The sequence below is a fragment of the Sphingobacterium sp. genome, assembly GCF_032065005.1.
Lineage (GTDB): Bacteria > Bacteroidota > Bacteroidia > Sphingobacteriales > Sphingobacteriaceae > Sphingobacterium.
In genome coordinates, this window is record NZ_DAMBMM010000002.1 from 1 (window position 1) to 25146 (window position 25146).

The following is a 25146-nucleotide window of genomic DNA, read 5'->3' on the forward strand; positions in this document are numbered from 1 at the left end:
GGATGGACCAAGAACATGAAACAAACCAGGATGGAAAGGATGAGAGGATGGACCAGGACCATAGACCTGACCGGGATGATGGAGAAGGGAGGATGGGGCCGGGACCGGAAGGGACGCACCTTATGCGCCATGGTCCTGCACTGTCCTCCCATCATGCAGGCGTTGGGCAGAGGCGGAGGCAATCCTGGCCCTGCCCAGATCTTGGCCCATCCTCGCATCCCCTTAATCCTGGTTCAAAAATCCTCCCATCCGGGGGGTGAGCGAAGCCGAAGGGAATCCTGGTTCAAATACATGGGGCGGGCGAATGCAATTCGCCCCTACCGCGGAAGGGAATTTTGGTTCAAGACCCCATCTTCCCTTTCCACCTGACCTCATTCGACCCACATTCCGAAAATTCGCAACGCAAGCGACCAAACCCCCTATGCGTCCTCGGGTACGCTCCGGCCCGTTTCCCTCCTTTTTCCGGACCATTCCCGAACATGCCCCGAACGAGTCCCGAAGGAGAGCCACAAAAAAACACCTCAATCCTGAATCGAAATAGACCGCAGCCCTCTACCCCCATTCGTTAAAAACACTTAAATATTACAGCAGCCAAAGTCCCGCCATTCATAATTTCCTATATTTAAGAAACCAATAAATTCCTTATGGAGCAGACTAACCAGAAACAGCCGATTGAAGTATTCCCCAAAAACCCCATCCTATTTAGGTTTTGCTTTATATTAATAACCCTGTTTATCATATTGATAAACAACAACAGCTTCTTTTTCCTACTCTTTTTGGATCGCATTCTATCACCAGTCTTAACTGACCTCCTCAAATTCCTGGCCTCCGGTTTTGTGAAGTTCGATGGCAACATGCCCTATAGGAGTGGAAGCGGAGACACCACCTTGCAATGGCTACTCCTTTTACTGATCAGCGTAGTATCTATAATAGGATGTATTATATGGACACTGATCGATCGGAAAAATAAGGTCTACCCAAGATTATACTATTGGCTCACGGTGCTGATCAGGTATTACATTGCAATTACCATGATCATGTATGGATTTGTCAAAGTTTTCTCTCAGCAGTTTCCCGCCCCCGATCTCATAAGCCTGACCGAGCCCCTTTATAAGTTTTCACCGATGGGATTGGCATGGACCTTTTATGGAGCTTCGCCCGCCTACAATATATTTATAGGTATTGCCGAAATGTTAGGCATCTTGCTGTTGTTCCGAAAGACGACCACCTTGGGCGCACTGATCATGCTGGGGGTCAGCATAAACGTAATGGCTACAAATTATTTCTATGATGTACCCGTCAAGATGGTTTCCACGGCCCTGGTTTTGTTCAGTCTTTTTCTGTTGGCGCCAAATTTCAAAAGGTTCTATGTGCTATTGATCAAACAGAAACCCGCACAACTCAGCAGACCGCCACAACCCACCTTCAGCAAACGCTGGAAAAGAATTGCCTTTCTCTCCATAAAATACCTATTCATTATATTGACAATCGCCTCCCTGATTCCAAGGACCCATTCAACCAGAAAGTACATCGCTCAACTCCAGGCTAAAAAAAGCGAACTGTATGGCGCATATTATATACCTTTTAAAGAACATCTGAACCGAAAGAAAATAAACATACCTGACCATTGGCACTATTTAATATTCCATAATGAAAACACCTTAATGGTTCGTGATGAAAGTATGACCCTGATAGACTATCAGCTTATCCCCACAAAGGACAGCAAGGAATTTAGAATCGTGGGGAAATACAATGAACCTTCGCTGGACCTGAAATACCGACTAAAGGAAGATGGATTGATCCTCATGGAAACGGACAGCAAGGATTCCACATCTATCTTTTTGGAGAAGATAGATATGGAGAACATTGACCTGAAGACCCGGACTTTCCGCTGGGTGCAGGACTATCCTTATAATAGGTAGTTAAAAAGCATTGATGCCCGTGATGTCGTTTCCGGTAATCAACAGATGTACATCGTGTGTACCCTCATAAGTAATGACCGATTCCAGGTTCATCATATGGCGCATGATCGGATAATCGCCGACGATACCCATAGCGCCTAATATCTGCCTAGCTTCGCGGGCCACCTGCAAGGCCATATTCACATTGTTGCGCTTGGCCATGGAAATCTGCGCAGGCGTTGCGCGGTCCTCATTCTTCAATTGCCCTAACCGCCAGGACAGCAGTTGTGCCTTGGTAATTTCGGTGACCATCTCTGCCAATTTCTTTTGCTGCAGTTGAAAAGAAGCAATGGGCTTCCCAAATTGCTTGCGCTCCTTGGCATATTGCAATGCCGTCTGATAACAGTCCACGGCAGCACCGATGGCTCCCCAAGAAATGCCATACCGCGCAGAATTCAGGCAGGACAATGGGCCTTTCATGGAACTGACTTCGGGAAGGACATTTTCTTGCGGAATAAAAACCTGGTCAAAGACCAGTTCACCTGTTTTTGAAGCCCGAAGGGACCATTTATTCAAGGTTTCAGGTGTACTGAATCCTTCAAAGTTCCTTTCAACGATCACCCCACGGATCTTTTTATCCTCATCGCGCGCCCATACCACGGCGATATCACAGATTGGCGCATTGGTGATCCACATTTTAGAACCAGACAAGCGGTATCCATCTCCGTCCTTTACCAACTTGGTCTCCATACTTCCAGGGTCAGAGCCATGGTTAGGTTCGGTAAGGCCAAATGCACCTATGAGGTCTCCCGTCGCCAAACGAGGCAAGAACCTGTGTTTCTGTTCTTCCGAACCGAACTTATAGATCGGGAACATCACTAAGGAGGATTGCACCGAAGCGGCAGACCGAATGGCCGAGTCGCCAAACTCCAGTTCCTGCATAATCAATCCATAGGACATATAGTCCAGTCCTACCCCACCATACTCTTCGGGAATAAATGGACCGAGTGCACCAATAGCACCTAATTTTTTCATCAAGCCCGGAATTTCCTTATGTTCCTGGGTATATTGATCGATGACCGGTAGGATCTCGAACTTTACAAATTCACGGATGGCGTCCCGAACAAGGATCTGCTCAGGGGTCAAAAACTCTTCAATTTGGTAGTAGTCCATTGGTAATTTAGATTTATAGACATTACTAATAGGCAGGCCAAATAAAGCCTGTGCAAAAAAGTACTAATGCTTTTCGAATCTATCGCTAAAAACCTGTTTGAAAAATGACCAAAATCACCATTAAAACAAACATTTGTGAATAACATCTTCAAATCGCAGCAGAACATAGTCTACGGCCCATTATCTTACGTCCAATTTACAAAATAAATTCGACCAAATTCAATTGACAACAAAATATATTCGCTATATTTATAGAAATTTCGAATAATATAAACCATATTATGACATCAAAAGAATTAAAAACACTTGGGATCGAGGCTGAAAACCTAGGTACATCGACAGGGAGCAAATGGTTTGCTCAGGGTGAGTTGATTGAATCTTATTCACCTACCAATGGCAAATTGATTGCTAAGGTAAAGAGTACGACCAGGAAAGAATACGAAAAAGTAATACAAGAGGCAGAGAAGGCGAAATTGGTTTGGCGCGATATCCCTGCACCTAAGCGCGGCGAAATTGTCCGTCAATTAGGAGAGAAACTGCGCGAGCTGAAATCTGTTCTAGGTAAGCTGGTTTCCTATGAAATGGGGAAATCCTACCAAGAAGGAATGGGTGAGGTTCAAGAGATGATCGATATCTGTGATTTTGCAGTGGGTCTATCCAGACAATTATATGGTAATACCATCCATTCAGAAAGACCAGGTCACCGCATGTACGACCAATACCACCCCTTAGGGATCGTGGGCATCATCACCGCTTTCAATTTCCCGGTAGCGGTCTGGTCATGGAATGCCGCCTTGGCCTTAGTTTGTGGAGACGTTGTCGTATGGAAGTCAAGTGAGAAAACACCATTGTGCGCAGTAGCCTGCCAGCATATCATAGCCGATATATTAAAAGCAAATAAGTTACCGGAAGGGATCTCCTCAATTGTTGTGGGTGATGCCGAAGTAGGAAAATGGATTTCAGAAGACGAACGCATTCCGTTGGTATCCGCTACAGGCTCTACCCGTATGGGGAAAGAGGTTGCCACGGTTGTTGCCAAACGCCTGGGCAAATCTCTATTGGAACTAGGGGGTAACAATGCGATTATCGTCAGCCCAAGTGCTGATCTGAAAATGACCATTATCGGAGCCGTATTTGGAGCCGTGGGCACTGCCGGGCAACGTTGTACAAGTACCCGTCGACTGATCATCCATGAAAGCATCTATGATAAGGTAAAGAAGTCATTGGTAGATGCCTATAAACAGATCAAAATCGGCGACCCACTGGACAGCAATAACCATATGGGACCTTTGATCGATACCGCAGCGGTGGACATGTACCTGGATGCTTTGAAAAAAATAAAAGCGGAAGGCGGAAAGTTATTGACCAAGGGTGAAGTACTGGAAGGTAAAGGTTATGAAAGCGGTTGTTATGTAACTCCGGTAATTGCTGAGGTAGAGAACCATTATGAAATCGTGCAACATGAAACCTTTGCCCCTATCCTTTATTTAATAAAATACAGCGGTGAAGTGGATGCGGCCATTGCATTGCAAAATGGCGTTAAGCAAGGCCTTTCATCGGCCATCATGACCAACAGCTTGCGCGAGGCCGAACTGTTCTTAAGCCAAAATGGCTCGGATTGCGGTATTGCAAATGTCAACATTGGCACATCGGGCGCTGAGATCGGTGGAGCTTTCGGGGGAGAGAAAGACACAGGTGGCGGCCGTGAATCTGGCTCAGATGCTTGGAAAGTATATATGCGAAGACAAACAAATACCATCAATTATACCACTAGCCTACCATTGGCACAAGGAATTAAATTTGATCTATAAAAACTAGATTATAAACGATTATGATAAGAGAAACACATAAAAGATTAGCAAAACATATCTTGGCAGACGGACTACCTGTTGTCATGGACCTTGAGAAGTCTCATGGTTCATACATCGTAGACATCGACGGCAAGGAATATCTGGACATGTTCAGCATGTTCGCATCATCGCCTGTAGGCTATAACCATCCTTATATCCTGGCAAATGAAAAACAGTTGGAAAAAGTTTCCATCAATAAATTAGCGCTGTCGGACATCTATCCTGACGAGTATGCGGATTTCATGGATGTCTTTGAACGCGTAGGGATTCCAAAGGAACTAAGTTACTGTTTCTTTATCGATGGCGGTGGACTGGCTGTTGAAAACGCCTTAAAAGCTGCTTTCGACTGGAAAACCAGGCTGAACCTGGCCAATGGCATCGAACAAGAAGCGAGTCAGGTCATTCATTTCAAGCAGGCCTTCCATGGCAGGACCGGTTATACGCTTTCGTTGACCAACACCAAGGACCCTAGGAAATACATGTATTTCCCAAAATTCAACTGGCCAAGGATCAGCAATCCGAAATTGACCTTCCCATTAACGGAGGAGTCGGTTGCTGCGACCGTTGAGTTGGAAAAACAAGCTATACAGGAGATCGAAGCTGCTATCGCCAATAACCCGAACGATATTGCCTGCTTGATCTTGGAGCCTATCCAAGCTGAAGGTGGGGACAACCATTTCCGTAAGGAATTCTTTGTGAAACTGAGAGAGATCTGTGACAAGAACGATATCATCTTGATTTTGGATGAGGTGCAGACAGGGATTGCCATGACCGGGAAAATGTGGTGTTACCAACATTATGGTATTGTTCCAGATGTTATTTCCTTTGGGAAGAAAACACAGGTCTGTGGCATCTTGGCCAACAAAGCGAAGTTTGACCGTGTGGAAAAGAATGTTTTCCAAGAGTCTAGCCGGATCAACTCTACTTTTGGAGGCAACCTGGTTGACATGATCCGTTTCAAATTGATCTTGGAGATCATTGAAAAAGAAGGTTTGGTCAATAAAGCGGAGTCTTTAGGTGAGTATCTTCAGGTAAAATTGATGGAACTGGCTGAAAAACATCCTTCCATCAGCAATGTGCGTGGAAAAGGATTGTTGGTTGCTTTCGACCTTCCGACTCCAGAGTCAAGAGATAAGTTTGTTTCTGACGCGATGGCTGAAAATATGTTGATCTTAGGCTGTGGTGAAAAGAGCATTCGATTCAGACCGCACCTGACGGTGAACAAAGAAGATTTAGACAAAGCGATTGCCATCGTTGATAAAGTGGTTGATTAAATATAATTGATTATCCCGATCGAAAGGTCGGGATTTTTTTTGTTGATTGGTCCCTGGCAAGTCTGCAGTTGGAATAGGATAGAAAAATAATCCAGCCTATCCTGGGGTTTCATTCTTAAGGTTCCATTTTTGGATAATATGTATGGAAACCTATAAAATATCCGTAATTGATTTTGAAGGGAAACCCCCAGAGGGGGTGAAATCTTTGTAGAATTAATGGCCGATAAGCAGACCAACGCCTAACAGGGGTGAAATATTTTCCTGCAATTTGTCTTGAATAAATAAAATAGTTCGTTCGCTGTGCTCACGATGACAACGATTCTAAAAAAATACAACAATAGATTCTTCGCTGCGCTCTGAATCCCTCCCCAACCCATTTCCAATTATGAACGGTTAGTGAAGAATCTGTACGTAAATGGCCCAAAACATCATTGTCATCTTCCATCGAAGATGGATGACCTGTACGCCAATACTTTCAATGTTTATATGGTTCCGAGACCCTTCGTTCCTCAGGCTGACAGTGGAAAGGATGAATTTTCTGCCAAAAAAAACCTAGCGGGGCTGAAATATTTTTCAATCGGAAAAACTAAACCTTCTTTTTTAGTATCCTTAAACTTTTTCAGCACTCCAAACAGCTTGTTTCCTAGACTGCAACAGCCAAGAGATGCACCTTCCGGCCTTATTTCCAATAGGTTAGAATTCGATTTTTAAGTTGCTCAAAAAAGTTCCAAAAATTGACAAAAATTAGCTGAAAGAGAAGGTCTGAAAACCCGAACGATTGGTGTCATTTTTGTACCTTTGTAGATTATGTCGGATATTATTCAATTGCTTCCAGATTCAGTAGCAAACCAAATCGCAGCGGGTGAAGTTGTTCAGCGACCAGCCTCAGCGATCAAGGAACTATTGGAGAATGCTATTGATGCGGGAGCAGATCATATAAAACTTATTATTAAGGATGCGGGCAAGTCATTGATCCAGGTGATCGACAATGGCTGTGGGATGAGTGTAACAGATGCGCGTCTATGTTTTGAACGTCATGCAACTTCGAAAATCCGAAAAGCTGAAGATCTTTTCGCGATCCGTACCATGGGCTTCCGTGGGGAGGCAATGGCATCGATTGCGGCCATCGCCCACGTGGAACTTAAGAGCAGACGCATTGAAGATGAGCTCGGTACAGTGATAGAAATCGAAGGCTCGGAGGTGATCCAACAGTTCCCGGACCAGGCTCCAGCAGGGACCAGCATCTCGGTAAAAAACCTATTCTACAATATTCCTGCAAGAAGAAACTTCCTGAAGAGCAATTCTGTAGAATTAAGGCATATCATAGACGAATTTCAACGTGTTGCACTAGCACATCCTGATATTTTCTTCACTTTCCACAGTGATGGCAATGAAATGTTCCATTTACCTAAGGAAACCCTGAAACAAAGGATCGTGCACCTTTTCGGCAACAACTATAATCAGCGACTGGTTCCTGTAGAAGAAACGACCAGCATCCTGAACATCAAAGGGTTTATAGGGAAGCCGGAGTTTGCCAAAAAAACTCGTGGTGAGCAGTTCTTTTTTGTCAATAACCGCTATATCAAGGACCCTTACCTGAACCATGCGGTGCTGAATGCCTATGAAGAGATCCTGCCCGCTGATACTTTTCCGCTTTATGTACTGTTCATTGATATCGATCCTTCGAAAATCGACATTAACGTGCACCCTACCAAAACGGAAATCAAGTATGAAGATGAGAAGGCGATCTATGCCATTCTACGGTCTGCGGTAAAGCGTAGCATCGGGCGTTATAATATCGCTCCATCCCTGGATTTCGAACAGGAGACTGGCTTTAATGAGCTGATCACACCAAAACCATTGGATGAGATCCAGGTGCCTACCATCAATTTCAACCCTAATTTCAATCCTTTTGATGATGGGATGCCGAAGCAACCGCGAAGGTATACCTATCCAGAGCAGATTGAAAGAAAGTCCAGCATCCCACAGAATTGGGACAGCCTATATGAAATTACGGAAACGGAAGAAACAGAGCAATTAAGTCTATTGCCGGAGGATACCGAACTGAAATCCGAGGCCGAAATAATTCAGCCTTCTGACCAGCCAAAGAAGCAATTTTTTCAATTGCACAATCGTTATATAGTATCACAAATCCATTCAGGATTTATGCTGATCGACCAGCAGGCAGCGCATGAGCGCATCCTGTTTGAACAGTTCCAGCAGCAGTTGCAGCATAATCAGGGTTCGAGTCAGCAAAGTCTGTTTCCGCAGACCATTGAATTGAATTCGGCTGATTTTGCTTTAGTTCAGGAGATTTTGCCGGAAATCCATGCATTGGGATTTCAGTTGCGACCATTCGGGAAAACTACGTATATTGTAGATGGAATCCCTGCGGATTTAGAAAACATTAATGAAGGGCAGATTATTGAAAAACTATTGGAGGATTTCAAAAACCAGAGTGATTTACGCCTAAACAAAAGGGAAAGGCTAGCAAAGAGCTTGGCTAAAAATGCCGCCATCAAACCGGGCACAAAACTGGAGAACGAAGGCATGGCAGAATTGATCGACAAACTGTTTGCCTGTGAATCTCCCAATATTTCGCTTTCTGGGAAGCCCGTCATCATCACATACACCTTGCAGGAGCTGGCAGAACGCTTTGGCAGGAATATTTAATTTTGAAATTATTATATGAATAACCTATTCGGCAATTTACCAACAGTTACCAAGAATCTATTGATCATCAATATCATCTGTTTTATTGGATCGATGATTTTTAGCCAGGCCACAAATTTCTTCGGTGTGTTCTATCCGGACTCCCCATTCTTTAAGATTTGGCAAGTCATCACCTACATGTTCATGCATGGAGGCTTTGCACATATATTTTTCAATATGTTTGCCTTGGTGATGTTTGGCGGGGTGATTGAGCGAATATTAGGTCCTAAAAAATTCTTGAACTACTATCTGATCTGCGGATTGGGCGCATTGGTATTGCAATATGGTATACAGGCCATTGAAGTTTACAATATTGCAGGTTCAGTTAGGGCTTCACAATTCCTGAACTTTAACTTCACTACCGGAATGGTTTCGACCAATCTACCGATAAGCCAGGATCAATTGGGCACCTTACTTTCCATTTATGGAACACCATTGGTTGGTGCTTCTGGAGCGATCTACGGATTATTATTGGCTTATGGTTATCTATTCCCTAATGCAGAGATAATGTTGATCTTCTTGCCTATCCCAATCAAAGCAAAATACTTCATTCCTATCTTGATCGTTATCGAGATCTTTTTAGGTTTTTCAAATTCGGGCGGATCAATTGCACACTTAGCACACGTCGGTGGTGCATTATTTGGATTTATCCTTCTAAAAATTTGGGGCATCAGAAGAACAAATTATTATTAAGATTGTATCCTAAGATATGAAAAAGGAAAACGGCATAAAGATGTTCTTTAGGACAACCTACCAAACAGGTTCTCCTATCCCCTATATCATCTCCGCCCAGATATTTGTATTTATCCTGATTCATATTGCAGACTTACTGGTTGACCTGGGTGTCATTAAGTTTCCACTGTATGATTGGTTGATCAGTAACCTGACTTTACCCAATAGCTTTGCGGCATTTATCCAAAAGCCATGGACTTTAGTGACCTATCCCTTTGTTTACATTGGCCTGTTCAATATTGTATTTGACTGTCTCTGGTTATATTGGATGGGAAGTACATTTTTGAATTTCCTGAACAAAAGACAGTTAATGACGGTCTTTGTGGGTGCTTTTGCCATTTCTGGAATTAGCTTCCTAGCGCTGTCTGAAATTGATTTCCTTGCAAAAGGACCAATCCCATATCTATTTTCAAATTCCATGGGACTTGCTGCCATTGTAGCTAGCCTATTGGTCCTGACCCCGAAGATGGAAATCAGGCTATTCCTGTTTGGCATCGTTAAGTTCCGGACCATAGCGATCGTTTTCTTGGCCTTGCAGTTCCTGTTCTACGTATTTGCGAACCGTGCGGCGGCCGCAGCATTTCCATTGGCCATTCTATGGGGAATCACATTTATGTACCAGCTGCAGGCAGGTAGGGACTTCAGTAAGTTATTCTTGTACCAACCAAAAAAGAAACTTCGCGTGCTGCATACCGTTAAAAAAACTCCAACCTATAAAAGCTATAAAGGCGATTTACCCAATCAGGAAGTAATAGATGAAATTTTAGATAAAATTTCTCAAAATGGTTATGAAAGTCTATCTTCACGGGAAAAAGAAATACTGTTCAGGGTAAGTAGAGAAGAGCAAGAATAATGTTGATTAAAAAAAAGAATTTAGGTTTCTTTAGCAAGACCGTTATGCTGGCCAACCTGGCTGCCATAGCCGCCCTCTTTTTATGTTATTCTGCCTCCATCATCAACCCTAAATCGTTCTGGCCAATATCATTCCTTGGCTTGGGATATCTACCCATCTTATTGATCAACCTGGGGTTTATTTTCTACTGGATCCTTCGCAAACCGAAGTATTCCCTGTTTTCCCTGATTGCCATCCTGATCGGCTGGAACCTGATGACCAAACATGTCACGTTCAACTCTCCTGATCCCGTGGTAAAGAATGACTCTTCCCTTCGGGTAATGACCTACAATGTGCATATGCTGGAACCGGTTGAGAAAACAGATAAACCGGCAAAAGATGAGTTCACGGAGGTTATCAAGGAGGTGAATCCCGATGTATTATGTTTGCAGGAGTTCAGCAGCACCATCAAAGGGAACAAAAGGTTCAGTGAAAAGATCAAGTCAAAGATCAATTTCGACAGCTATTACTTTGCCCCTTCCCAACAGAATGAATACAATGCCTACGGGCAGGTCATCTTTTCTAAATTCCCGATCATCAACTCTGGTCTGATCAAGAAAAATGAATATGGGATTAACCGTGTAATTTATGTCGATATCGTCAAGAATAAGGATACCGTGCGTGTTTATAATGTACATCTGCGTTCGTTTGGCCTGCAAAATGAGGATAAAGAATTCATCCAGAATCCTAAGACCGGCGATGGTACGGAAGAAACCAAGACCAAGCAGGTAGGCAGGAAGTTGAAATGGGCTTTTGAGCAGCGCAGCGACCAGGCAGAGTCCCTATATGACCATATGCAAGAGACCAAATTCCCTAAGATCGTCATGGGAGATTTCAATGATACGCCGATGTCCTATTCAGTCAACTTGATCGGAAAGGATATGAAGAATGCTTTTCAGGAAAAGGGAAATGGATGGGGAGTTACCCATTTTGAGTTATTGCCCATCCTGCAAATTGATTATATCTTTTGTGAGAACAACTTTACGGTCAATAATTACAAGGTGGTCAAGAAAAAGTTATCTGATCACTACCCTATCTATGCAGACCTCAGGATAAACTAGGTTGTATTCCCTTCTATTTGTCCCAGGGCAGACTCCACAAAGGCATCATATCGGTTTTTGACCTTGTAATAGGCCTCCCTTCCAAAGTAATACCTACCCAATAAGGCTTCAATATCACTTTGAATCAAATCGTGAAGGTCCCTTTGTTTGCTTGCCGAAATATTCCAGCCTCTGTCTGTCAGGAACTTGATAAAGCTATTGTATTCGGAATCTGGAAGGTTATATCCTTGCAGGAAATTTTCAATGGAGTAAGCTGGCAATTTCTTGGTGAACCGACTGTAGACAAACTGTTCGATCAAGCTGGATTGCACCAGGTCCTTGTACAATAAACTGACCTCATTTGAATCGACTGGTATAATGACATCTGGCACAATACCGCCACCACTGAAGAGCTTTTTGCCTAATTTGGTTTGATAGGATTGGGCATGGGCATAAGTGGTATCCAAAGACCATAAGCCTTTGTACATGTTGACATAATCGTTCATGATTGTCCAATTCGGGCTGTATTTCCGTTGAATGCTTCGGCCTAATGGTGTGTAGTATCTTGCAATGCTGAGGTTAATGGTCGACCCATCGGAGAAGTCGAAAAGCTCTTGTACCGTAGCTTTACCATAGGTCCTTCTGCCTATAATGGTTCCACGGTCCCAATCTTGTACCGCTCCAGATACCACTTCGCTGGCAGATGCCGTCCGTTCATTGACCAACAGCACCAGTTTTCCTTGGCTATAGCTTCCTTTTCCTTCTGAGAGATAATCCAGTCGATCTTCATGGGCTCCTTCGGTATAGACCATCAAACGCTGGTCCGGGAAGAATTCACTCGCCATTTTGATGGCAATATGGAAATATCCCCCTCCATTATCTCGTAGGTCAAGGATCAGGCTTTTTGCACCTTGCTTTTTAAGATCAATAACCGCGTTTTTAAATTCTTCTGCCGTCTTTAGGGAAAACCTACGGATACGGATAAAGCCAATGGTCGGTTTTATCATATAAGCGACATCCAACGAGCTGACATTGATCTGGTCACGGATGGCTTTCAGTGGGCCAGGCATTTTTATGGAATCTCGCTCGATTACCATGGAAACAACGGAACCACGCTTTCCGCGCATTAATTTTTCAACCTCATCCTTGCTGACCAAGGTACCGGCTACATCACGTTTGCCAATTTTAAGGATCCGGTCCCCTACTTTGAAACCTCCTTTGTCCGCAGGCCCATTGGTAATCACGCCTACGACCAATAAGGTGTCATTCAGACTGAAATACTCCATACCGATTCCCTCGAAGGTTCCTTCCAGGACTTCGCTCTGGTTCTTGGATTCATTCGGTGTCAGAAAGGTGGAATACGGGTCTAAGTGAGAGATAATATGGTTGATGGCTCCGTTTTGGACGGAATCCATATTGATGCTATCGACATAACGATTGGAAATCAGGTCTACGACCTGTTGGATCTTATAGGAATTATCAGACAGACCAATAGGCACTAAGGATCCGCCGGTATTGAATCCTTGCTGATCAGAATAATTCTGGCCAAGTATCAATCCCAATAGCAGGGTGGCAGCATAAGTTGCTGCAACAAAAATATTTCGTTTTCTACCTTTTTGCATTTACGGTCTGGTCCGCAAAATTAATGAATAACCAATTGTTTAAAAGAAATTTATAATAATTATTTTATAACAATTAACAGTCCAAAAAGGACCTTGGAACATAATATCTCCGCAATTTTCAATAATTTTACAGAGAGATGCACGAATTGGAACCATATTACAACTGGCGAGACTATTATATTGCCTCAGAAGATGAACGTAGTCCATTTTTTGGGACTGTTTATAGCGAGTTTGAATACGATAAAAAAATCTATAATTACCTACTTCATCCGCAATGGGATTATTTTGGTTCCCAGACGCTTTACCTGAAGATCCTTTTCGCTGATTATGATAAGGGATACTGCATCATTGAGTTTATCGGCGAATGGAACGATGCCATCTACAACGATATCATGGTCCTGAAAAGGGAATTGATCGACCTCTTGATCGAAGAGGGCATCAACAAGTTTATCCTGATCGGTGAAAACATCCTCAACTTCCATGCTTCGGATGATTCCTATTATGAGGAATGGTTCAATGATATCGAAGATGGATGGATCGCAGGAATCGACTTCAGGGAACACGTGATCAAAGAGTTTATGGACAACCATATCGACTACTATATCAATTTCGGAGAATACCTCAACAACTTTCCTTGGCGGACCTTAAAACCTAAACAGGTATATCATCATATCGAGGAACATATACAGAAGCGGTTATCCTAAAATATAGGGTAATAGGCTGGCTTATTTTAGCTTAATTCTCTATTTTTCCTTAGATTTGCCTATCAAAACATTGTAATTATGTCATTCAGAATAGAAAAAGACACCATGGGTGAAGTTCAGGTTCCAGCGGACAAATACTGGGGTGCACAAACTGAACGTTCTAGAAACAACTTTAAAATCGGACCGGCAGCTTCTATGCCACACGAAATCATCGAAGGATTTGCTTACTTGAAAAAAGCAGCTGCATATGCAAACTGTGAGTTAGGTGTATTACCGCAGGAAAAACGTGATGCAATCGCTGCAGTATGTGATGAAATCCTTGCCGGTAAGCTTGATGATCAATTTCCTTTGGTAATCTGGCAAACAGGTTCGGGAACTCAATCCAACATGAATGTGAATGAAGTTGTTGCTAACCGTGCTCAGGTATTAGCTGGTGGAAAAATTGGTGAGGGTGATCCTGTGTTGAAAGCTAATGACGATGTAAATAAATCACAATCTTCTAATGATACATTCCCAACAGGCATGCACATCGCTGCTTACAAAGCTGTTGTGGAGGTGACTATCCCAGGTGTTGAGAAATTACGCGATACCTTGAAGAAAAAATCTGAAGAGTTCATGAACGTTGTAAAAATCGGTCGTACACACTTAATGGATGCGACTCCTCTTACATTAGGCCAAGAACTTTCGGGTTATGTGGCGCAATTGAATTACGGAATTAAAGCGGTTAAAAACACCTTAGCTCACCTATCTGAATTAGCTTTGGGTGGTACAGCTGTAGGTACCGGATTAAATACGCCAAAAGGATATGATGTATTGGTAGCAAAATATATCGCTCAGTTTACAGGATTGCCATTTGTGACTGCTGAAAATAAATTTGAAGCATTAGCTGCTCATGATGCAATCGTGGAAACACACGGAGCATTGAAGCAATTGGCCGTTTCATTGAATAAGATCGCAAATGATATCCGTATGTTGGCTTCTGGCCCTCGTTCAGGTATCGGTGAGATCTTGATCCCAGAGAATGAACCAGGATCTTCTATCATGCCAGGAAAAGTAAACCCTACTCAATGTGAAGCATTGACGATGGTGGCAGCTCAGGTGATGGGTAATGATGTTGCTATTACGATTGGTGGTACTCAAGGACATTACGAATTGAACGTGTTCAAACCAGTTATGGCTGCAAACTTCTTACAGTCTGCTAGATTAATCGGTGATGCCTGTGTGTCTTTCGAAGAACACTGTGCAATCGGTATTGAACCAAACTACGATCGTATCAAACAATTAGTAGACAACTCCTTGATGTTGGTTACTGCATTGAACACCAAGATCGGTTACTATAAAGCTGCTGAGATTGCTCAAACAGCTCATAAAAACAATTCTACCTTGAAAGAAACAGCTATCAAATTAGGTTATGTAACTGCTGAGGAATTTGACGAGTGGGTTAAACCTGAAGAGATGGTAGGTAGCTTAAAATAACATAGTGAATAAACAGAATAAAACATATTCTCAATTAAAAGCATACTTATCGATTGTGATAGGTATGCTTTTAATTTTCTCAAGTTGCCAAAGACATTCTGATATGCAAGGCGAAGGTGAAGATTATCTGCAAGGTGTATGGGTGCAGGACAGTATCCCTGGACAAGAGGAGATGCTGAATTACACCATACATGAGTTTAGATTCACTTGCGATTCGGTCTATACCATCATGCATGTCAAGAACGATGTCAAGAGCATCCCTGACAGTTGCTATAAAGACGGCAAATGGACTGAATACGCCAAAGCAGTGTACTCGGTCCGTGCTGACAGCATGATCGTTGAAGGGGTATACACCAAAGAAAACGGTAAACAGAAGATTTCTGGCTGCTACAAGCAGGGGCCTTATGTTCCCAGGTACTTGATAAAGTCCAAAAGCAATGATAGTTTGGTATTGGAAAATAAATTTGATAGCAGGCCTATCATATTGAGAAAAACAGCCGACATAACCTGTGTTCCCAAGAAACGTTGGGAATTATAGATAAGAGAAAAAGCCAAGGTAACCCTTGGCTTTTTCTCTTATCTATTAAATCTTAATTGATCAACCTAGTATCATCTGAAGACTTTAAGATATGGTTCTTAAGTTCAGTTTCCGCAATCAATAATTCTCCCTCCGCCACCTTACGTTTCTCACGACCTTCGCGCTGAATTCGTAACACCTCCTCGATGGTAGTGATGATATCAGTATTAGCTTTCTTAATGGTATCCATATCAATGATTCCTCTTTCTGTTTCTTTGGCAACATTGATGGTTGCTTCCTTCAACATTTCAGAGTTTCTCTTCAGCAATTCATTCGTAGCATCAGTAACTGCTCTTTGCGCCTCTAAGGCACTTTGTGCATGGGCAATACCTAGTGTAAGCACCATTTGGTTCTTCCACAAAGGAAGAGTATTTACGATACTTGATTGAATCTTTTCCATCAAAGAGCTATTGTTGCTCTGAATCATCCTAATCTGTGGAGCAGTTTGTAGCACCACCATACGGGTAAGTTTCAGATCATGGACCTTACGTTCAAAACGCACAACATGTTGTTCCATGTCTTTATACTCTTGGACCTTATGCTGATCGCCAGTTGCTTCAGCTTCAGCTTTCAGTGCAGGCAAAGTCGTAGTTAGGACTTCATTTAGTTTTTCTTCCCCTGCTTGGATATGCAGAGAAAGATCCTTGAAATACTGTTGATTTTGAACAAATAGCTTATCGAAGATATTGACATCCTTCGCTAAGTTTTTATAATGCCCTTCCAATTTCAGTTCAATGGAATGGATGTTCTTTTCCACAGAAGCATACTCAGTACGCATTCTCCCAATTTTCTTTTTGAGATTATCAAAGAATGGCAATATAGGCTTTTTATTAACCCTTTCATCAAACTCACGGATTTCAGAACGTAGGTTAACCAAAATATCCTCAGCACCTCCTAAATCTTTAGTACGGACCTGTTTCAAGATCTCGTTCGAAAAGTTGCTCACATTACTTTGCGTACCTACTCCAAACTGAATGATGTCCGTAGTAGAGGTCAAATTAATCTTGTCTTTATATTGCTTAATCAATTGTTTTTCCTCTTCTGAGAAATTCACTTTCACCTCTGAGGGCTTATTCTGGTTTTGATCATCGTCCAGATGTGTCAAATCTAAATTTGCCATATTATTCTTTTAAAAGGTTTCTACTTTTCAAGGTCTGAATATATACATCGGTTTCCGCCGACACATCTAACATTCCCATTTTAAATTGATTTGTTACTTCTTCTTCGACAGCGACCGCAGCTTGGCGAATCACTTCTTCCAGCTTCTTCTTGGACTCATAGGTCACTGTATTGTTCAATCTTGCGTTTTCCAGTTCATCGTATTGCATCAGCACATTTACGATGGTGGAGTGTCTAACCAAAAACTTCTCTGCTTCCCGTTTGTCCTTTTTCTCCAACAATTGAAACAAGCGCAATATCTTATCGATATCCTTATGGATATTATTATTATCTATCTCCTTTCGCCAGTGCAATAGTCTTTCAACAAAAAATTGAGGTGTATCTATAGTTGGCGCGGATATTTCAAGACGTTTTTGAGAACCCATGCTAGAGATCCAATACAGGTCACGGACTTCGGACAGTTCAAGTCTCTGTAAGTAAGGCTTAGCTTGATTCAGCAGCAGGCCATTTCCAACTACATAAGACAATACCGAACCTCCCAATGTCAATAACATTGCTTGGCTAAGCGTCCCAAAAAACATAACGAAGGAAACAAGGAGTCCAATCTCGACTGCCAACAGCAGCCAAGCGGTAAACATCCAAGAACGCACCTTAGCTTTCTTTGCCTGCGACATCATCACCAAAGGATGCACGTGTATTGGCAAAGGAAGAAACATCAGGATGGATAAAAATGTCCATACCAGCTGTCTAATCTCCCAAGGTCTACTTTTTTTCGTTGCCCAACCCATTCTTTAAATTTAAATATTATTTGTAAAAATACACCAATTCTTATTCCAATGATAGCAATCGGCCATAGTATTAGGTAATTGGCGGTAAATCACCTGCCATTACGTCATTTTTGTCGGTGAATTCCCCTCAAGGTTTTCTATCAATCTTAACGTGATATCGTATGGTTTTCGTTTTTCCCAACGAGAAATTAACCAAGAAATGAAACTCAGATTAAAAATGTCCTTGTTTTCATCCAAGTCCAGCATAGAATAAACAGTTTCCTGGAAACTTTGTTGAAAGACCAGGTCAGGTTTCATCAAATACTTCTCGACCAATCCCACAAATTCCAGTACCCGCGTCTCTTTCACCTGAAGCAGATATTGCTTATACCTCCGTCTGAAACTCTTCAGGCGTGACATGGCCAATTCAATATTCTCAAACTGTGCATGCAACAATATTTCCATCAAGTTCTTACGGATACTCCACAGCATCCCTAACTTCTTTTCATACCAAGCGTCAGAATGTGTCAGTTTTGACAGGGTCCTTATAGCCTTAAGGTCATTCAATTGCCCCAAGAACATCGTTTTACTTAAAATTAGGTCATCGATGTCAGCCTGCGCACTTTGCTTCCCTAAATTGTCTAGTGTATCATCAATAACAATGACCGCTTCCTCTGCCTTACCAGAAAAAAAATAGTTTAATGCATAGAGCAAATGTTTTCTGTTCCATAGCAATGTCCTATACTGTTTATTCTGTTCCGATAATTCATCCAACTGCTTTAGGTATTTCAGGCTTTCCTCAAAAGACCTGTTCCTTAAACTAAAATTAGCCAGATAGTATAGGATATGTAAATGATAAAAAACCTGGGCGGGTTGGTTCATCTTTTGGCTTTCAATGAACCGATGGCTCTTCACCAAGTACCTTTCCACCAAACTATAGTTCTGGTTGATAGCGGCATATTCATTGGCAATAAATAAAATCTGATAAAGTGATTTATAATTCATCAGGTCCAACATATTGATCTGATACTGCTTGATGGTCTTCTCGATCAACTCCGTCAGATTGATCACCTTGGCCTTCAAATGGATCTCATTCAATTCTTTTCGCAGTGCAGCATAGGCCAAACGCAACTTTGCCTCCCGCTGCATATGGTTTTGGTTGATCCGAAACTTTTCTGTCAGCTCATCCAGATTAACAGTAGCATCCAGATGCGAATATTGTAGCTTTAACAACAGGATTTCATTCAATAAGCTAAACTGCTCCTGCGCAACCGCCAATCTTTCAGCCTTCTCCAATGACCTAAATCCGATCTTTTCCAGATTGTTCTCAAGCAGATACCTCGCCACAACAAAATTCCGCAGGATATCATAAGATTCATCGGTACTGTTTTCAAAGGTCCTTTGTGAGAGGAACAGAAGCAGGCTATCGTGCAATCTTTTCCGCAAGGCATGGTATGCATCCCTGTTTTTAGAATTTTTATAAAGGCTGTCTATTGATTTTATATCGTCAGTTTCTATCAAATTGAACAATTTGATATTCTTCACATCATTCCTTTTGTTTTTCTTTGCCAAATAACCCTTAAAATCACTTTTATCCTGATTATTCAACAATTTTATCAATTCATTAAGAGAATCCATGCGCAAAAATTTTATTAAATCACAACATAAATTTACATTATATATCATCAGTTAACAACAATTATTTGGTTTCACAGGCAAAGTTTGAACCCGACCTTTGGGTCAGGATTAATCATAAAAACAAAAAAAAATGGAACCGCTAAATAACAAAACTGAGGAGATGTTAACTCCATTAAAACACACAGATGAAAACAGAAAGTCTTTCAAACCAACAGCAGCCTTTGTAGGCGCCTCATGGATTGCCATGTTAACTGGCATCTTCGGCTACTGCATCGGACTTTGGAATGCTACGATGGAGCTCAATGAAAAAGGCTACTACTTTGTCATCCTGCTTTTCGGATTATTCGCCGTCATCTCCGTTCAAAAAAGCGTTCGGGACCGCGCAGAAGGTCTTGCAGTGACCGAGCTTTATTACGGCATCAGTTGGTTTGCCACATTGGCCTCTATTATTTTATTGATCATTGGCCTTTGGAATGCCGATCTATTCTTAAGTGAAAAGGGATTTTACGCCATGTCGTTTATCCTGAGTGTTTTCTCAGCCATTGCTGTTCAGAAAAACACCCGTGACGCTAAATTATTTAAAGAAGAAAACATATAACTTAGCGGTTGCCCTGCAGTGTCCAGCATTGGCCTGCAGGGATTTTTACGCTAATTATTATCTTCACGTAAGCTTAAAATGGATTTCGCATGAAAGATCTAGAAAGAAAAGATCTAGAACTGCTCTCCGTTCATTCCGACATCAAGGAAAACGAACTCCAGCAGTCTCTGGAAGAACATATATACCCAAATCAGGATGCTTGGGCACGATTTATCCAAATCGTCCTATTGGCTTTGGGGATCGGCTTTATGGCCGCAGGAATCGTCTTTTTCTTCGCCTACAACTGGGAAGACCTCGATAAATTCGTCAAATTGGGAATCGTACAGGGCTTAGTCATTGTCACGACCGCCCTAAGCCTGACCTTAAAAATAAACAAGCTAATCAAGGATATCATCTTAACTGCTGCTTCCCTCCTAGTCGGAGTGATGTTTGCCGTATTCGGGCAGGTTTACCAAACGGGGGCCAATGCCTATGACTTCTTCCTTGCATGGACCATTTTCATCAGCCTCTGGGTATGGATATCCAAATTCCCGCCACTCTGGCTCATGTATCTAGGCCTCATAAACCTCAGCATATTCCTCTATTACGAACAAGTGGCAAGGCATTGGGACTTTATTTACCTAACATCAGGCCTATTTATCCTAAACGCAGCCTTTCTCTTAGTCTGCATCTGGATCAACGAACAGAAAAAAGGAGAAATCCCATCCTATTTCAGTAATATCTTAGGCCTCGCTGCAGCAGTATGGTCCATCTACAGCAATATATATTGGATTTGGGATGACCGCTATGCAGATATGCCAGTTATCCTTGGATCGACTGCCCTTTTTTATGGCCTAGGCCTTTGGTATGGCAACAAAAAGAACAACCCATTCTATATGGGTATAATACCGTTCAGTATCATCATCATTTTCGCATCCGTACTGTTGAAGATCAACGACGGCATGCAGATGTATCTATTGATTTCAGTATATCTCATTGTCACCATCAGCCTTGTGATCTGGAACCTAATAAAAATGCAAAGGAGGAATCATGGAAAATAATCAAACCCGAGAAGCTCTTCTAAAAGTTCAGGGAACAATTGGAAGAGAACTGAACGTAGATCAAGTGGCAATGGATAGAGACTTGGTAAAGGACAGGCATAGCCAATCCATCACCATCAAGGTACTTTCCGTTATTGGAGGCATCCTAGCTACAGGCGCATTTTTACTGTTTTTGGAATTGGCGCATTTCTCCTCCAATCACATCCCTATGTTGATCCTTTCCGGCATATTCTTTATAGCATCCCTATGGATCAACAAAAAATACGATCGCGTCATCCTCGACACACTATCGGTCTGCATCTATTTGCTCAGTTTCATCCTATTTGGGATAGGCTACAATAAATTCGATGGCTATACCGATGTGCCTTTGTTCGTCTACCAAGCACTTGCACTCATCACATTGCTCGTTAGCCGAAGCTATATTTTGACATTCTGTGCCATCCTCATTTCTACAGGCACCTTTTTGGCCTACTTTGCTTACAAGGAGGTTCCTGAGTTCAACAATGCCCTTTTGATCCTTGTAGCGGTCCTTTTCATTTATTTCACCTTCAACGAAGGGAAACTGATGAAACGCAAGGCAATTCAAGGAAAACGCTATTTGGCTATCCGCACAGGCTTGGTATTTTCTTACTTGATCTGCCTATATTATTGTAGCCGGTCAAGCTATATGCCAAACGCATGGATTATAGATTGGGCGACCTCAGGGGTATTGATCGCCCTGATGTTGTGGCTCATCAACTGCTTGCTCAATCGATTCCTCTGCCAAGAGTCCGGCAAGAAGATCTTTATATTCTTGTTGGTGCTGATCTGTTTAGGATTCACAGCGATGAATCCCGCCATATCAGGATCCTTATTGCTCCTGCTGGTTAGCTTCAAGGTCAATTACAAGACCGGATTTGCCCTAGGTATCCTTGCTTTTATATATTTCATCGGAATGTTTTACTACGATCTGAACATCAGCTTGTTGCAGAAATCCATTGCCATGTTCGTCTCTGGACTATTCTTTCTGTTGCTGTATCTCATGATCTTCAAAAAATCAAATTCACATGAAAAAGCTTAGCATTATCATCATAGTCATTAATCTGATCGCTCTATTGATCTATTTCAATTACAGCATCCGACAAAAAGAAGACATCCTCAAAAATGGAAAGCTGGTCCTTTTGGAATTGGCTCCGGTTGACCCAAGGTCCCTTATGCAGGGCGATTACATGCGACTGGCCTATGAGATACAGGATAACTTTGTCATAGACAGCATCCCTAAGCGCGGCTATGTTGTCTTAAAAGTTGACAATAACCAGGTCGGAAAAAGCATCCGCTGCCAGCCCAACAGGGAACCCCTCAACCCAGGGGAATACCTAATCGAATACAGCAGACCTAAATCTTGGCTGCTCAATATTGGCGCAGAATCCTACTTCTTCGAGGAAGGAACTGGCCAACGCTACGAAAAAGCCAAATACGGAGGCTTAAAGATCGACGAAAACGGAAACAGCCTGCTCGTTGGACTATATGATGAGAATAGGAAGGAGTTATAAGTGGAGGATGTGAGATGTGAGATGTGAGATATGAGAAATTTCACGGTCAATACAAATGGTTAAAAGGTGTAAGATGTGAGATATTTAAGAAAAAGGGAATTTCTCAATAATCGATATACACAATATCCCGGTTAATATCTCAAATCTAATATCCCATATCTTATATTCTAAATAAAACAAAGAAGGGGTTTCATGATGAAACCCCTTCTTTGTTTTATTTGTGACCCTTAGAACGGCAAATCGTCATCATCTGATGAGTTTGCTGAAATATCTACCGGTGGCATGTCTGCGTAACCTGGTGCTGGAGCAGCTTGAGCGGTATTCGCTACTTTCGTTACTCTCCATGCAACTAGGGAGTTAAAATAAGTTGTCACTCCATCCTTATTCGTCCAAGGACGACCACGTAGGTTGAAAGATACTTCTACTTCATCACCAACGGCTAGATTATCAAATATATTGACGCGGTCCTGTGTCGACTCGAAACGAATGTACTCTACAAACTGTGGGTTTTCAGCATAGGCAACGATCAAATCTCTCTTCTTGAAAGACTCTGTTACTTGTTGCGTCGCCCCTATCTCATGTACTTTTCCTCTTATTTCCATAACTTATTTATTAAACCGTAAAATTAAACATTTTTTGCTAAGAGAATAAGTAACTTTGCACAAATATGGCAGAAGTTTTCAACAAACAGAATAAGGTTATCGTAACTTGCAACCGTAGGTTGTCCCCTTATTTGGAACAGGAAATCCGTGAATTGGGATTTGATATCAAACGTGCATTCAATACTGGTGTAGAGCTACAAGCTTCTGTAAATGAATGCATCAAGTTAAACTTAAACTTACGTATTGCAAGTCAGGTTCTCTATGAATTGAAATCATTTAGAGCTAAAAATGCAGACGAACTTTATAAACAATTAGTGAGCATTCCTTGGGAAGATTTAATTCCAATTGATGGATATTTCTCGGTAACATCCCATGTTCACAATGAAACCATTACCACTCCTCTATTTGCGAACGTAAAGGTTAAGGATGCCATCGTAGACCGTATCAAGGATAAAAAAGGCATGCGTCCTAACTCAGGACCGGACCTAAACCGTGCTGTCATCCACCTGCATTGGATGGAAGACCGCGCAGAAATCTTCTTGGATACCTCTGGCGAAACCTTAGCTAAGCACGGCTATAGAAAACATCCCGGTAAGGCTCCTATGCTTGAGGCCTTGGCTACAGCTACCATCATGGCCACCCAATGGGATGGCAAAACCCCATTCGTAAACCCAATGTGTGGTTCCGGTACCCTAGCGATAGAAGCTGCCTTAATGTGCCAAAACCGCAAACCCGGTTTACAACGTATGAACTACTCCTTTATGCATTTCATTGGATACAATGAAGAGGTATTCTTCGAAGAACGCCGTATATTAAAGGATATCACTGACAAAACCAACCTTCCACATATCATTGCATCTGATATTTCTGAAGATGCTGTTGAAATTGCCAGACTCAATGCCCGCACCGCTGGGGTAGAACATTTGATCGAATTTGAAACCTGCGACTTTGCGGAAACTACAATTCCAGAGGGCGATGGTGTCATCATGTTCAATCCTGAATATGGCGAGCGACTGGGTGTACATAGCAAACTGGAAATCACCTATTCTCGAATCGGCGATTTCATGAAACAGAGCTGCAAAGGTTACCGTGGCTATATCTTCACCGGAAACCCAGACCTGGCCAAGAAAATTGGACTGAAAGCTTCTAGAAGATTTGAGTTTTTCAATGGTAAACTAGACTGTAGATTATTGCAATACGAATTGTACGATGGCTCAAAAGACAGATAAGCAAGAGCAACTCATCCAGAAAACAGCGGTATTTGTTGAAGAAAAACTGAAAGATGCTGAATCTGGCCACGATTGGTGGCATATCCTACGCGTCTGGAACAATACCAAACTGATCCTGAAAGAAGAGGAGGCAGATGCCTTTGTCTGTGAATTGACAGCCTTATTGCATGATATCGCAGATAGCAAGTTCCATAATGGTGATGAAAGCATTGGCCCTCGGGTAGCCGGAGAATTCCTAAAATCCATTGAAGTAGACGAGTCAACGATTGAACATGTGCAGAACATTATCCTGAACATGTCCTATAAAGCTTCCTTGAGTGAAGTCAGCTTCCACTCAAAAGAGCTGGAAATCGTACAAGATGCTGACCGTCTCGATGCCATCGGTGCCATTGGCATTGCGCGCGCATTCAACTATGGCGGCTATAAGAACAGGGAAATCTATAACCCTGAAATCCCAGCTCTGGAAAACCAAAGCAAGGAAGCCTATAAAAACACAACGGCTCCAACCATCAACCATTTCTATGAAAAGCTGTTGTTGCTAAAAGATAAAATGAACACCGATACTGCAAAGAAAATCGCTCTGGGCAGGCACCAACACATGGAGTCATTTCTGCAACAATTTTATAGCGAATGGAACGGAGATCGATAAATTAATAATATCTTAATAT

The 25146-nt window shown here is 42.2% G+C and carries 24 protein-coding genes; 18 read left to right on the forward strand and 6 right to left on the reverse strand.

The features are described from left to right. The coding region (locus RT138_RS02755) for a hypothetical protein (protein ID WP_313189430.1) at positions 1–369 on the forward strand (369 nt) is incomplete at its 5' end. 275 nt (positions 370–644) lie between these two features. Then, positions 645–1922 (forward strand): hypothetical protein, encoded by a 1278-nt coding sequence (locus RT138_RS02760; RefSeq protein WP_313189431.1) that lies wholly within the window; start codon positions 645–647, stop codon positions 1920–1922. Here the strand turns inward: RT138_RS02760 and RT138_RS02765 are convergent, their stop codons facing one another. Continuing rightward, on the reverse strand, positions 1923–3074 hold the full coding sequence (locus RT138_RS02765) for an acyl-CoA dehydrogenase family protein (RefSeq protein ID WP_313189432.1): 1152 nt from the start codon (positions 3072–3074) through the stop codon (positions 1923–1925). Positions 3075–3355: 281 nt separating this feature from the next. On the opposite strand from RT138_RS02765, the gene RT138_RS02770 reads away from it, so the two are divergent. From RT138_RS02770 to RT138_RS02800, 7 genes are all read left to right on the forward strand, one after another. Continuing rightward, positions 3356–4885, forward strand: coding sequence for an aldehyde dehydrogenase family protein (locus RT138_RS02770; RefSeq protein WP_313189433.1), 1530 nt, complete (start codon positions 3356–3358; stop codon positions 4883–4885). 20 nt (positions 4886–4905) lie between these two features. After that, positions 4906–6198 (forward strand): L-lysine 6-transaminase, encoded by a 1293-nt coding sequence (lat, locus tag RT138_RS02775; protein WP_313189434.1) that lies wholly within the window; start codon positions 4906–4908, stop codon positions 6196–6198. Positions 6199–6594: 396 nt separating this feature from the next. Next, positions 6595–6909: a hypothetical protein gene (locus tag RT138_RS02780; protein ID WP_313189435.1), complete on the forward strand. Its 315-nt coding sequence runs from the start codon at positions 6595–6597 to the stop codon at positions 6907–6909. A 96-nt stretch (positions 6910–7005) separates the two neighbouring features. After that, entirely contained in the window at positions 7006–8871 is a 1866-nt protein-coding gene (gene mutL, locus RT138_RS02785) for a DNA mismatch repair endonuclease MutL (RefSeq protein WP_185217305.1), read from the forward strand. A gap of 15 nt (positions 8872–8886) precedes the next feature. Next, positions 8887–9603, forward strand: coding sequence for a rhomboid family intramembrane serine protease (locus RT138_RS02790; protein WP_313189436.1), 717 nt, complete (start codon positions 8887–8889; stop codon positions 9601–9603). 16 nt (positions 9604–9619) lie between these two features. Beyond that, positions 9620–10495, forward strand: a complete 876-nt coding sequence (locus tag RT138_RS02795; protein ID WP_313189437.1) for a rhomboid family intramembrane serine protease — start codon at positions 9620–9622, stop codon at positions 10493–10495. After that, positions 10495–11595 (forward strand): endonuclease/exonuclease/phosphatase family protein, encoded by a 1101-nt coding sequence (locus RT138_RS02800; protein ID WP_185213987.1) that lies wholly within the window; start codon positions 10495–10497, stop codon positions 11593–11595. Before RT138_RS02795 ends, RT138_RS02800 begins: the two co-directional genes overlap by 1 nt. Here RT138_RS02800 and RT138_RS02805 read toward each other — a convergent pair. Then, complete coding sequence (locus tag RT138_RS02805) at positions 11592–13196, reverse strand: S41 family peptidase (RefSeq protein ID WP_313189438.1); 1605 nt, start codon at positions 13194–13196, stop codon at positions 11592–11594. The genes RT138_RS02800 and RT138_RS02805 overlap by 4 nt on opposite strands. A gap of 137 nt (positions 13197–13333) precedes the next feature. On the opposite strand from RT138_RS02805, the gene RT138_RS02810 reads away from it, so the two are divergent. From RT138_RS02810 to RT138_RS02820, 3 genes are all read left to right on the forward strand, one after another. Then, positions 13334–13900 (forward strand): hypothetical protein, encoded by a 567-nt coding sequence (locus RT138_RS02810; RefSeq protein WP_313189439.1) that lies wholly within the window; start codon positions 13334–13336, stop codon positions 13898–13900. A gap of 78 nt (positions 13901–13978) precedes the next feature. Further along, the gene (fumC, locus tag RT138_RS02815; RefSeq protein WP_185213984.1) at positions 13979–15376 is read left to right on the forward strand and encodes a class II fumarate hydratase; all 1398 of its coding nucleotides are present in this window, start codon (positions 13979–13981) and stop codon (positions 15374–15376) included. 103 nt (positions 15377–15479) lie between these two features. After that, positions 15480–15914, forward strand: a complete 435-nt coding sequence (locus RT138_RS02820; RefSeq protein WP_313189440.1) for a fumarate hydratase — start codon at positions 15480–15482, stop codon at positions 15912–15914. 52 nt (positions 15915–15966) lie between these two features. Here RT138_RS02820 and RT138_RS02825 read toward each other — a convergent pair whose 3' ends face one another. The 3 genes from RT138_RS02825 to RT138_RS02835 all read right to left on the reverse strand — a co-directional run bounded on the left by RT138_RS02825 (position 15967) and on the right by RT138_RS02835 (position 19477). Further along, positions 15967–17073, reverse strand: a complete 1107-nt coding sequence (locus tag RT138_RS02825; RefSeq protein ID WP_313189441.1) for a toxic anion resistance protein — start codon at positions 17071–17073, stop codon at positions 15967–15969. A 1-nt stretch (position 17074) separates the two neighbouring features. After that, the gene (locus RT138_RS02830) at positions 17075–17860 is read right to left on the reverse strand and encodes a hypothetical protein (RefSeq protein ID WP_185217309.1); all 786 of its coding nucleotides are present in this window, start codon (positions 17858–17860) and stop codon (positions 17075–17077) included. A 99-nt stretch (positions 17861–17959) separates the two neighbouring features. Then, a complete protein-coding gene (locus tag RT138_RS02835; protein ID WP_313189442.1) occupies positions 17960–19477 on the reverse strand; it encodes a hypothetical protein in 1518 nt (505 codons plus the stop codon). A gap of 130 nt (positions 19478–19607) precedes the next feature. On the opposite strand from RT138_RS02835, the gene yiaA reads away from it, so the two are divergent. The 4 genes from yiaA (at position 19608) to RT138_RS02855 (ending at position 22647) form a co-directional block, all read left to right on the forward strand. Beyond that, the gene (gene yiaA / locus RT138_RS02840; protein WP_185213980.1) at positions 19608–20075 is read left to right on the forward strand and encodes an inner membrane protein YiaA; all 468 of its coding nucleotides are present in this window, start codon (positions 19608–19610) and stop codon (positions 20073–20075) included. 89 nt (positions 20076–20164) lie between these two features. Continuing rightward, positions 20165–21115 carry a DUF2157 domain-containing protein gene (locus RT138_RS02845; protein WP_313189443.1) on the forward strand — a complete coding sequence of 317 codons (951 nt, stop codon included), beginning with the start codon at positions 20165–20167 and terminating at the stop codon, positions 21113–21115. Continuing rightward, the gene (locus RT138_RS02850) at positions 21105–22175 is read left to right on the forward strand and encodes a DUF4401 domain-containing protein (protein ID WP_313189444.1); all 1071 of its coding nucleotides are present in this window, start codon (positions 21105–21107) and stop codon (positions 22173–22175) included. The genes RT138_RS02845 and RT138_RS02850 overlap by 11 nt, the downstream gene beginning before the upstream one ends. Then, positions 22162–22647, forward strand: coding sequence for a GDYXXLXY domain-containing protein (locus tag RT138_RS02855; RefSeq protein ID WP_313189445.1), 486 nt, complete (start codon positions 22162–22164; stop codon positions 22645–22647). The genes RT138_RS02850 and RT138_RS02855 overlap by 14 nt, the downstream gene beginning before the upstream one ends. A 227-nt stretch (positions 22648–22874) precedes the next feature. Here RT138_RS02855 and RT138_RS02860 read toward each other — a convergent pair whose 3' ends face one another. Beyond that, positions 22875–23249 carry a DUF3127 domain-containing protein gene (locus tag RT138_RS02860; protein WP_093101488.1) on the reverse strand — a complete coding sequence of 125 codons (375 nt, stop codon included), beginning with the start codon at positions 23247–23249 and terminating at the stop codon, positions 22875–22877. 65 nt (positions 23250–23314) lie between these two features. Here RT138_RS02860 and RT138_RS02865 point away from each other — a divergent pair, with 65 nt between their 5' ends. Both RT138_RS02865 and RT138_RS02870 read left to right on the forward strand, forming a co-directional pair. Then, positions 23315–24478: a class I SAM-dependent RNA methyltransferase gene (locus RT138_RS02865; protein ID WP_185213976.1), complete on the forward strand. Its 1164-nt coding sequence runs from the start codon at positions 23315–23317 to the stop codon at positions 24476–24478. Continuing rightward, on the forward strand, positions 24459–25127 hold the full coding sequence (locus tag RT138_RS02870; protein WP_313189446.1) for an HD domain-containing protein: 669 nt from the start codon (positions 24459–24461) through the stop codon (positions 25125–25127). Before RT138_RS02865 ends, RT138_RS02870 begins: the two co-directional genes overlap by 20 nt. Positions 25128–25146: the final 19 nt, after the last annotated feature.

Excerpts from the sequence above, each read along its gene's own strand:
- RT138_RS02870 (WP_313189446.1), top strand. The coding sequence starts at position 24,459 with ATGGCTCAAAAGACAGATAAGCAAGAGCAACTCATCCAGAAAACAGCG.
- RT138_RS02800 (WP_185213987.1), top strand. The coding sequence starts at position 10,495 with ATGTTGATTAAAAAAAAGAATTTAGGTTTCTTTAGCAAGACCGTTATG.
- RT138_RS02850 (WP_313189444.1), top strand. The coding sequence starts at position 21,105 with ATGGAAAATAATCAAACCCGAGAAGCTCTTCTAAAAGTTCAGGGAACA.
- RT138_RS02795 (WP_313189437.1), top strand. The coding sequence starts at position 9,620 with ATGAAAAAGGAAAACGGCATAAAGATGTTCTTTAGGACAACCTACCAA.
- RT138_RS02835 (WP_313189442.1), bottom strand. The coding sequence starts at position 19,477 with ATGGATTCTCTTAATGAATTGATAAAATTGTTGAATAATCAGGATAAA.
- mutL (WP_185217305.1), top strand. The coding sequence starts at position 7,006 with ATGTCGGATATTATTCAATTGCTTCCAGATTCAGTAGCAAACCAAATC.
- RT138_RS02860 (WP_093101488.1), bottom strand. The coding sequence starts at position 23,249 with ATGGAAATAAGAGGAAAAGTACATGAGATAGGGGCGACGCAACAAGTA.
- RT138_RS02810 (WP_313189439.1), top strand. The coding sequence starts at position 13,334 with ATGCACGAATTGGAACCATATTACAACTGGCGAGACTATTATATTGCC.
- RT138_RS02855 (WP_313189445.1), top strand. The coding sequence starts at position 22,162 with ATGAAAAAGCTTAGCATTATCATCATAGTCATTAATCTGATCGCTCTA.
- fumC (WP_185213984.1), top strand. The coding sequence starts at position 13,979 with ATGTCATTCAGAATAGAAAAAGACACCATGGGTGAAGTTCAGGTTCCA.
- RT138_RS02865 (WP_185213976.1), top strand. The coding sequence starts at position 23,315 with ATGGCAGAAGTTTTCAACAAACAGAATAAGGTTATCGTAACTTGCAAC.
- RT138_RS02830 (WP_185217309.1), bottom strand. The coding sequence starts at position 17,860 with ATGGGTTGGGCAACGAAAAAAAGTAGACCTTGGGAGATTAGACAGCTG.
- RT138_RS02805 (WP_313189438.1), bottom strand. The coding sequence starts at position 13,196 with ATGCAAAAAGGTAGAAAACGAAATATTTTTGTTGCAGCAACTTATGCT.
- RT138_RS02845 (WP_313189443.1), top strand. The coding sequence starts at position 20,165 with ATGAAAGATCTAGAAAGAAAAGATCTAGAACTGCTCTCCGTTCATTCC.
- RT138_RS02770 (WP_313189433.1), top strand. The coding sequence starts at position 3,356 with ATGACATCAAAAGAATTAAAAACACTTGGGATCGAGGCTGAAAACCTA.
- RT138_RS02825 (WP_313189441.1), bottom strand. The coding sequence starts at position 17,073 with ATGGCAAATTTAGATTTGACACATCTGGACGATGATCAAAACCAGAAT.
- RT138_RS02760 (WP_313189431.1), top strand. The coding sequence starts at position 645 with ATGGAGCAGACTAACCAGAAACAGCCGATTGAAGTATTCCCCAAAAAC.
- RT138_RS02820 (WP_313189440.1), top strand. The coding sequence starts at position 15,480 with ATGCAAGGCGAAGGTGAAGATTATCTGCAAGGTGTATGGGTGCAGGAC.
- lat (WP_313189434.1), top strand. The coding sequence starts at position 4,906 with ATGATAAGAGAAACACATAAAAGATTAGCAAAACATATCTTGGCAGAC.
- yiaA (WP_185213980.1), top strand. The coding sequence starts at position 19,608 with ATGGAACCGCTAAATAACAAAACTGAGGAGATGTTAACTCCATTAAAA.
- RT138_RS02765 (WP_313189432.1), bottom strand. The coding sequence starts at position 3,074 with ATGGACTACTACCAAATTGAAGAGTTTTTGACCCCTGAGCAGATCCTT.
- RT138_RS02790 (WP_313189436.1), top strand. The coding sequence starts at position 8,887 with ATGAATAACCTATTCGGCAATTTACCAACAGTTACCAAGAATCTATTG.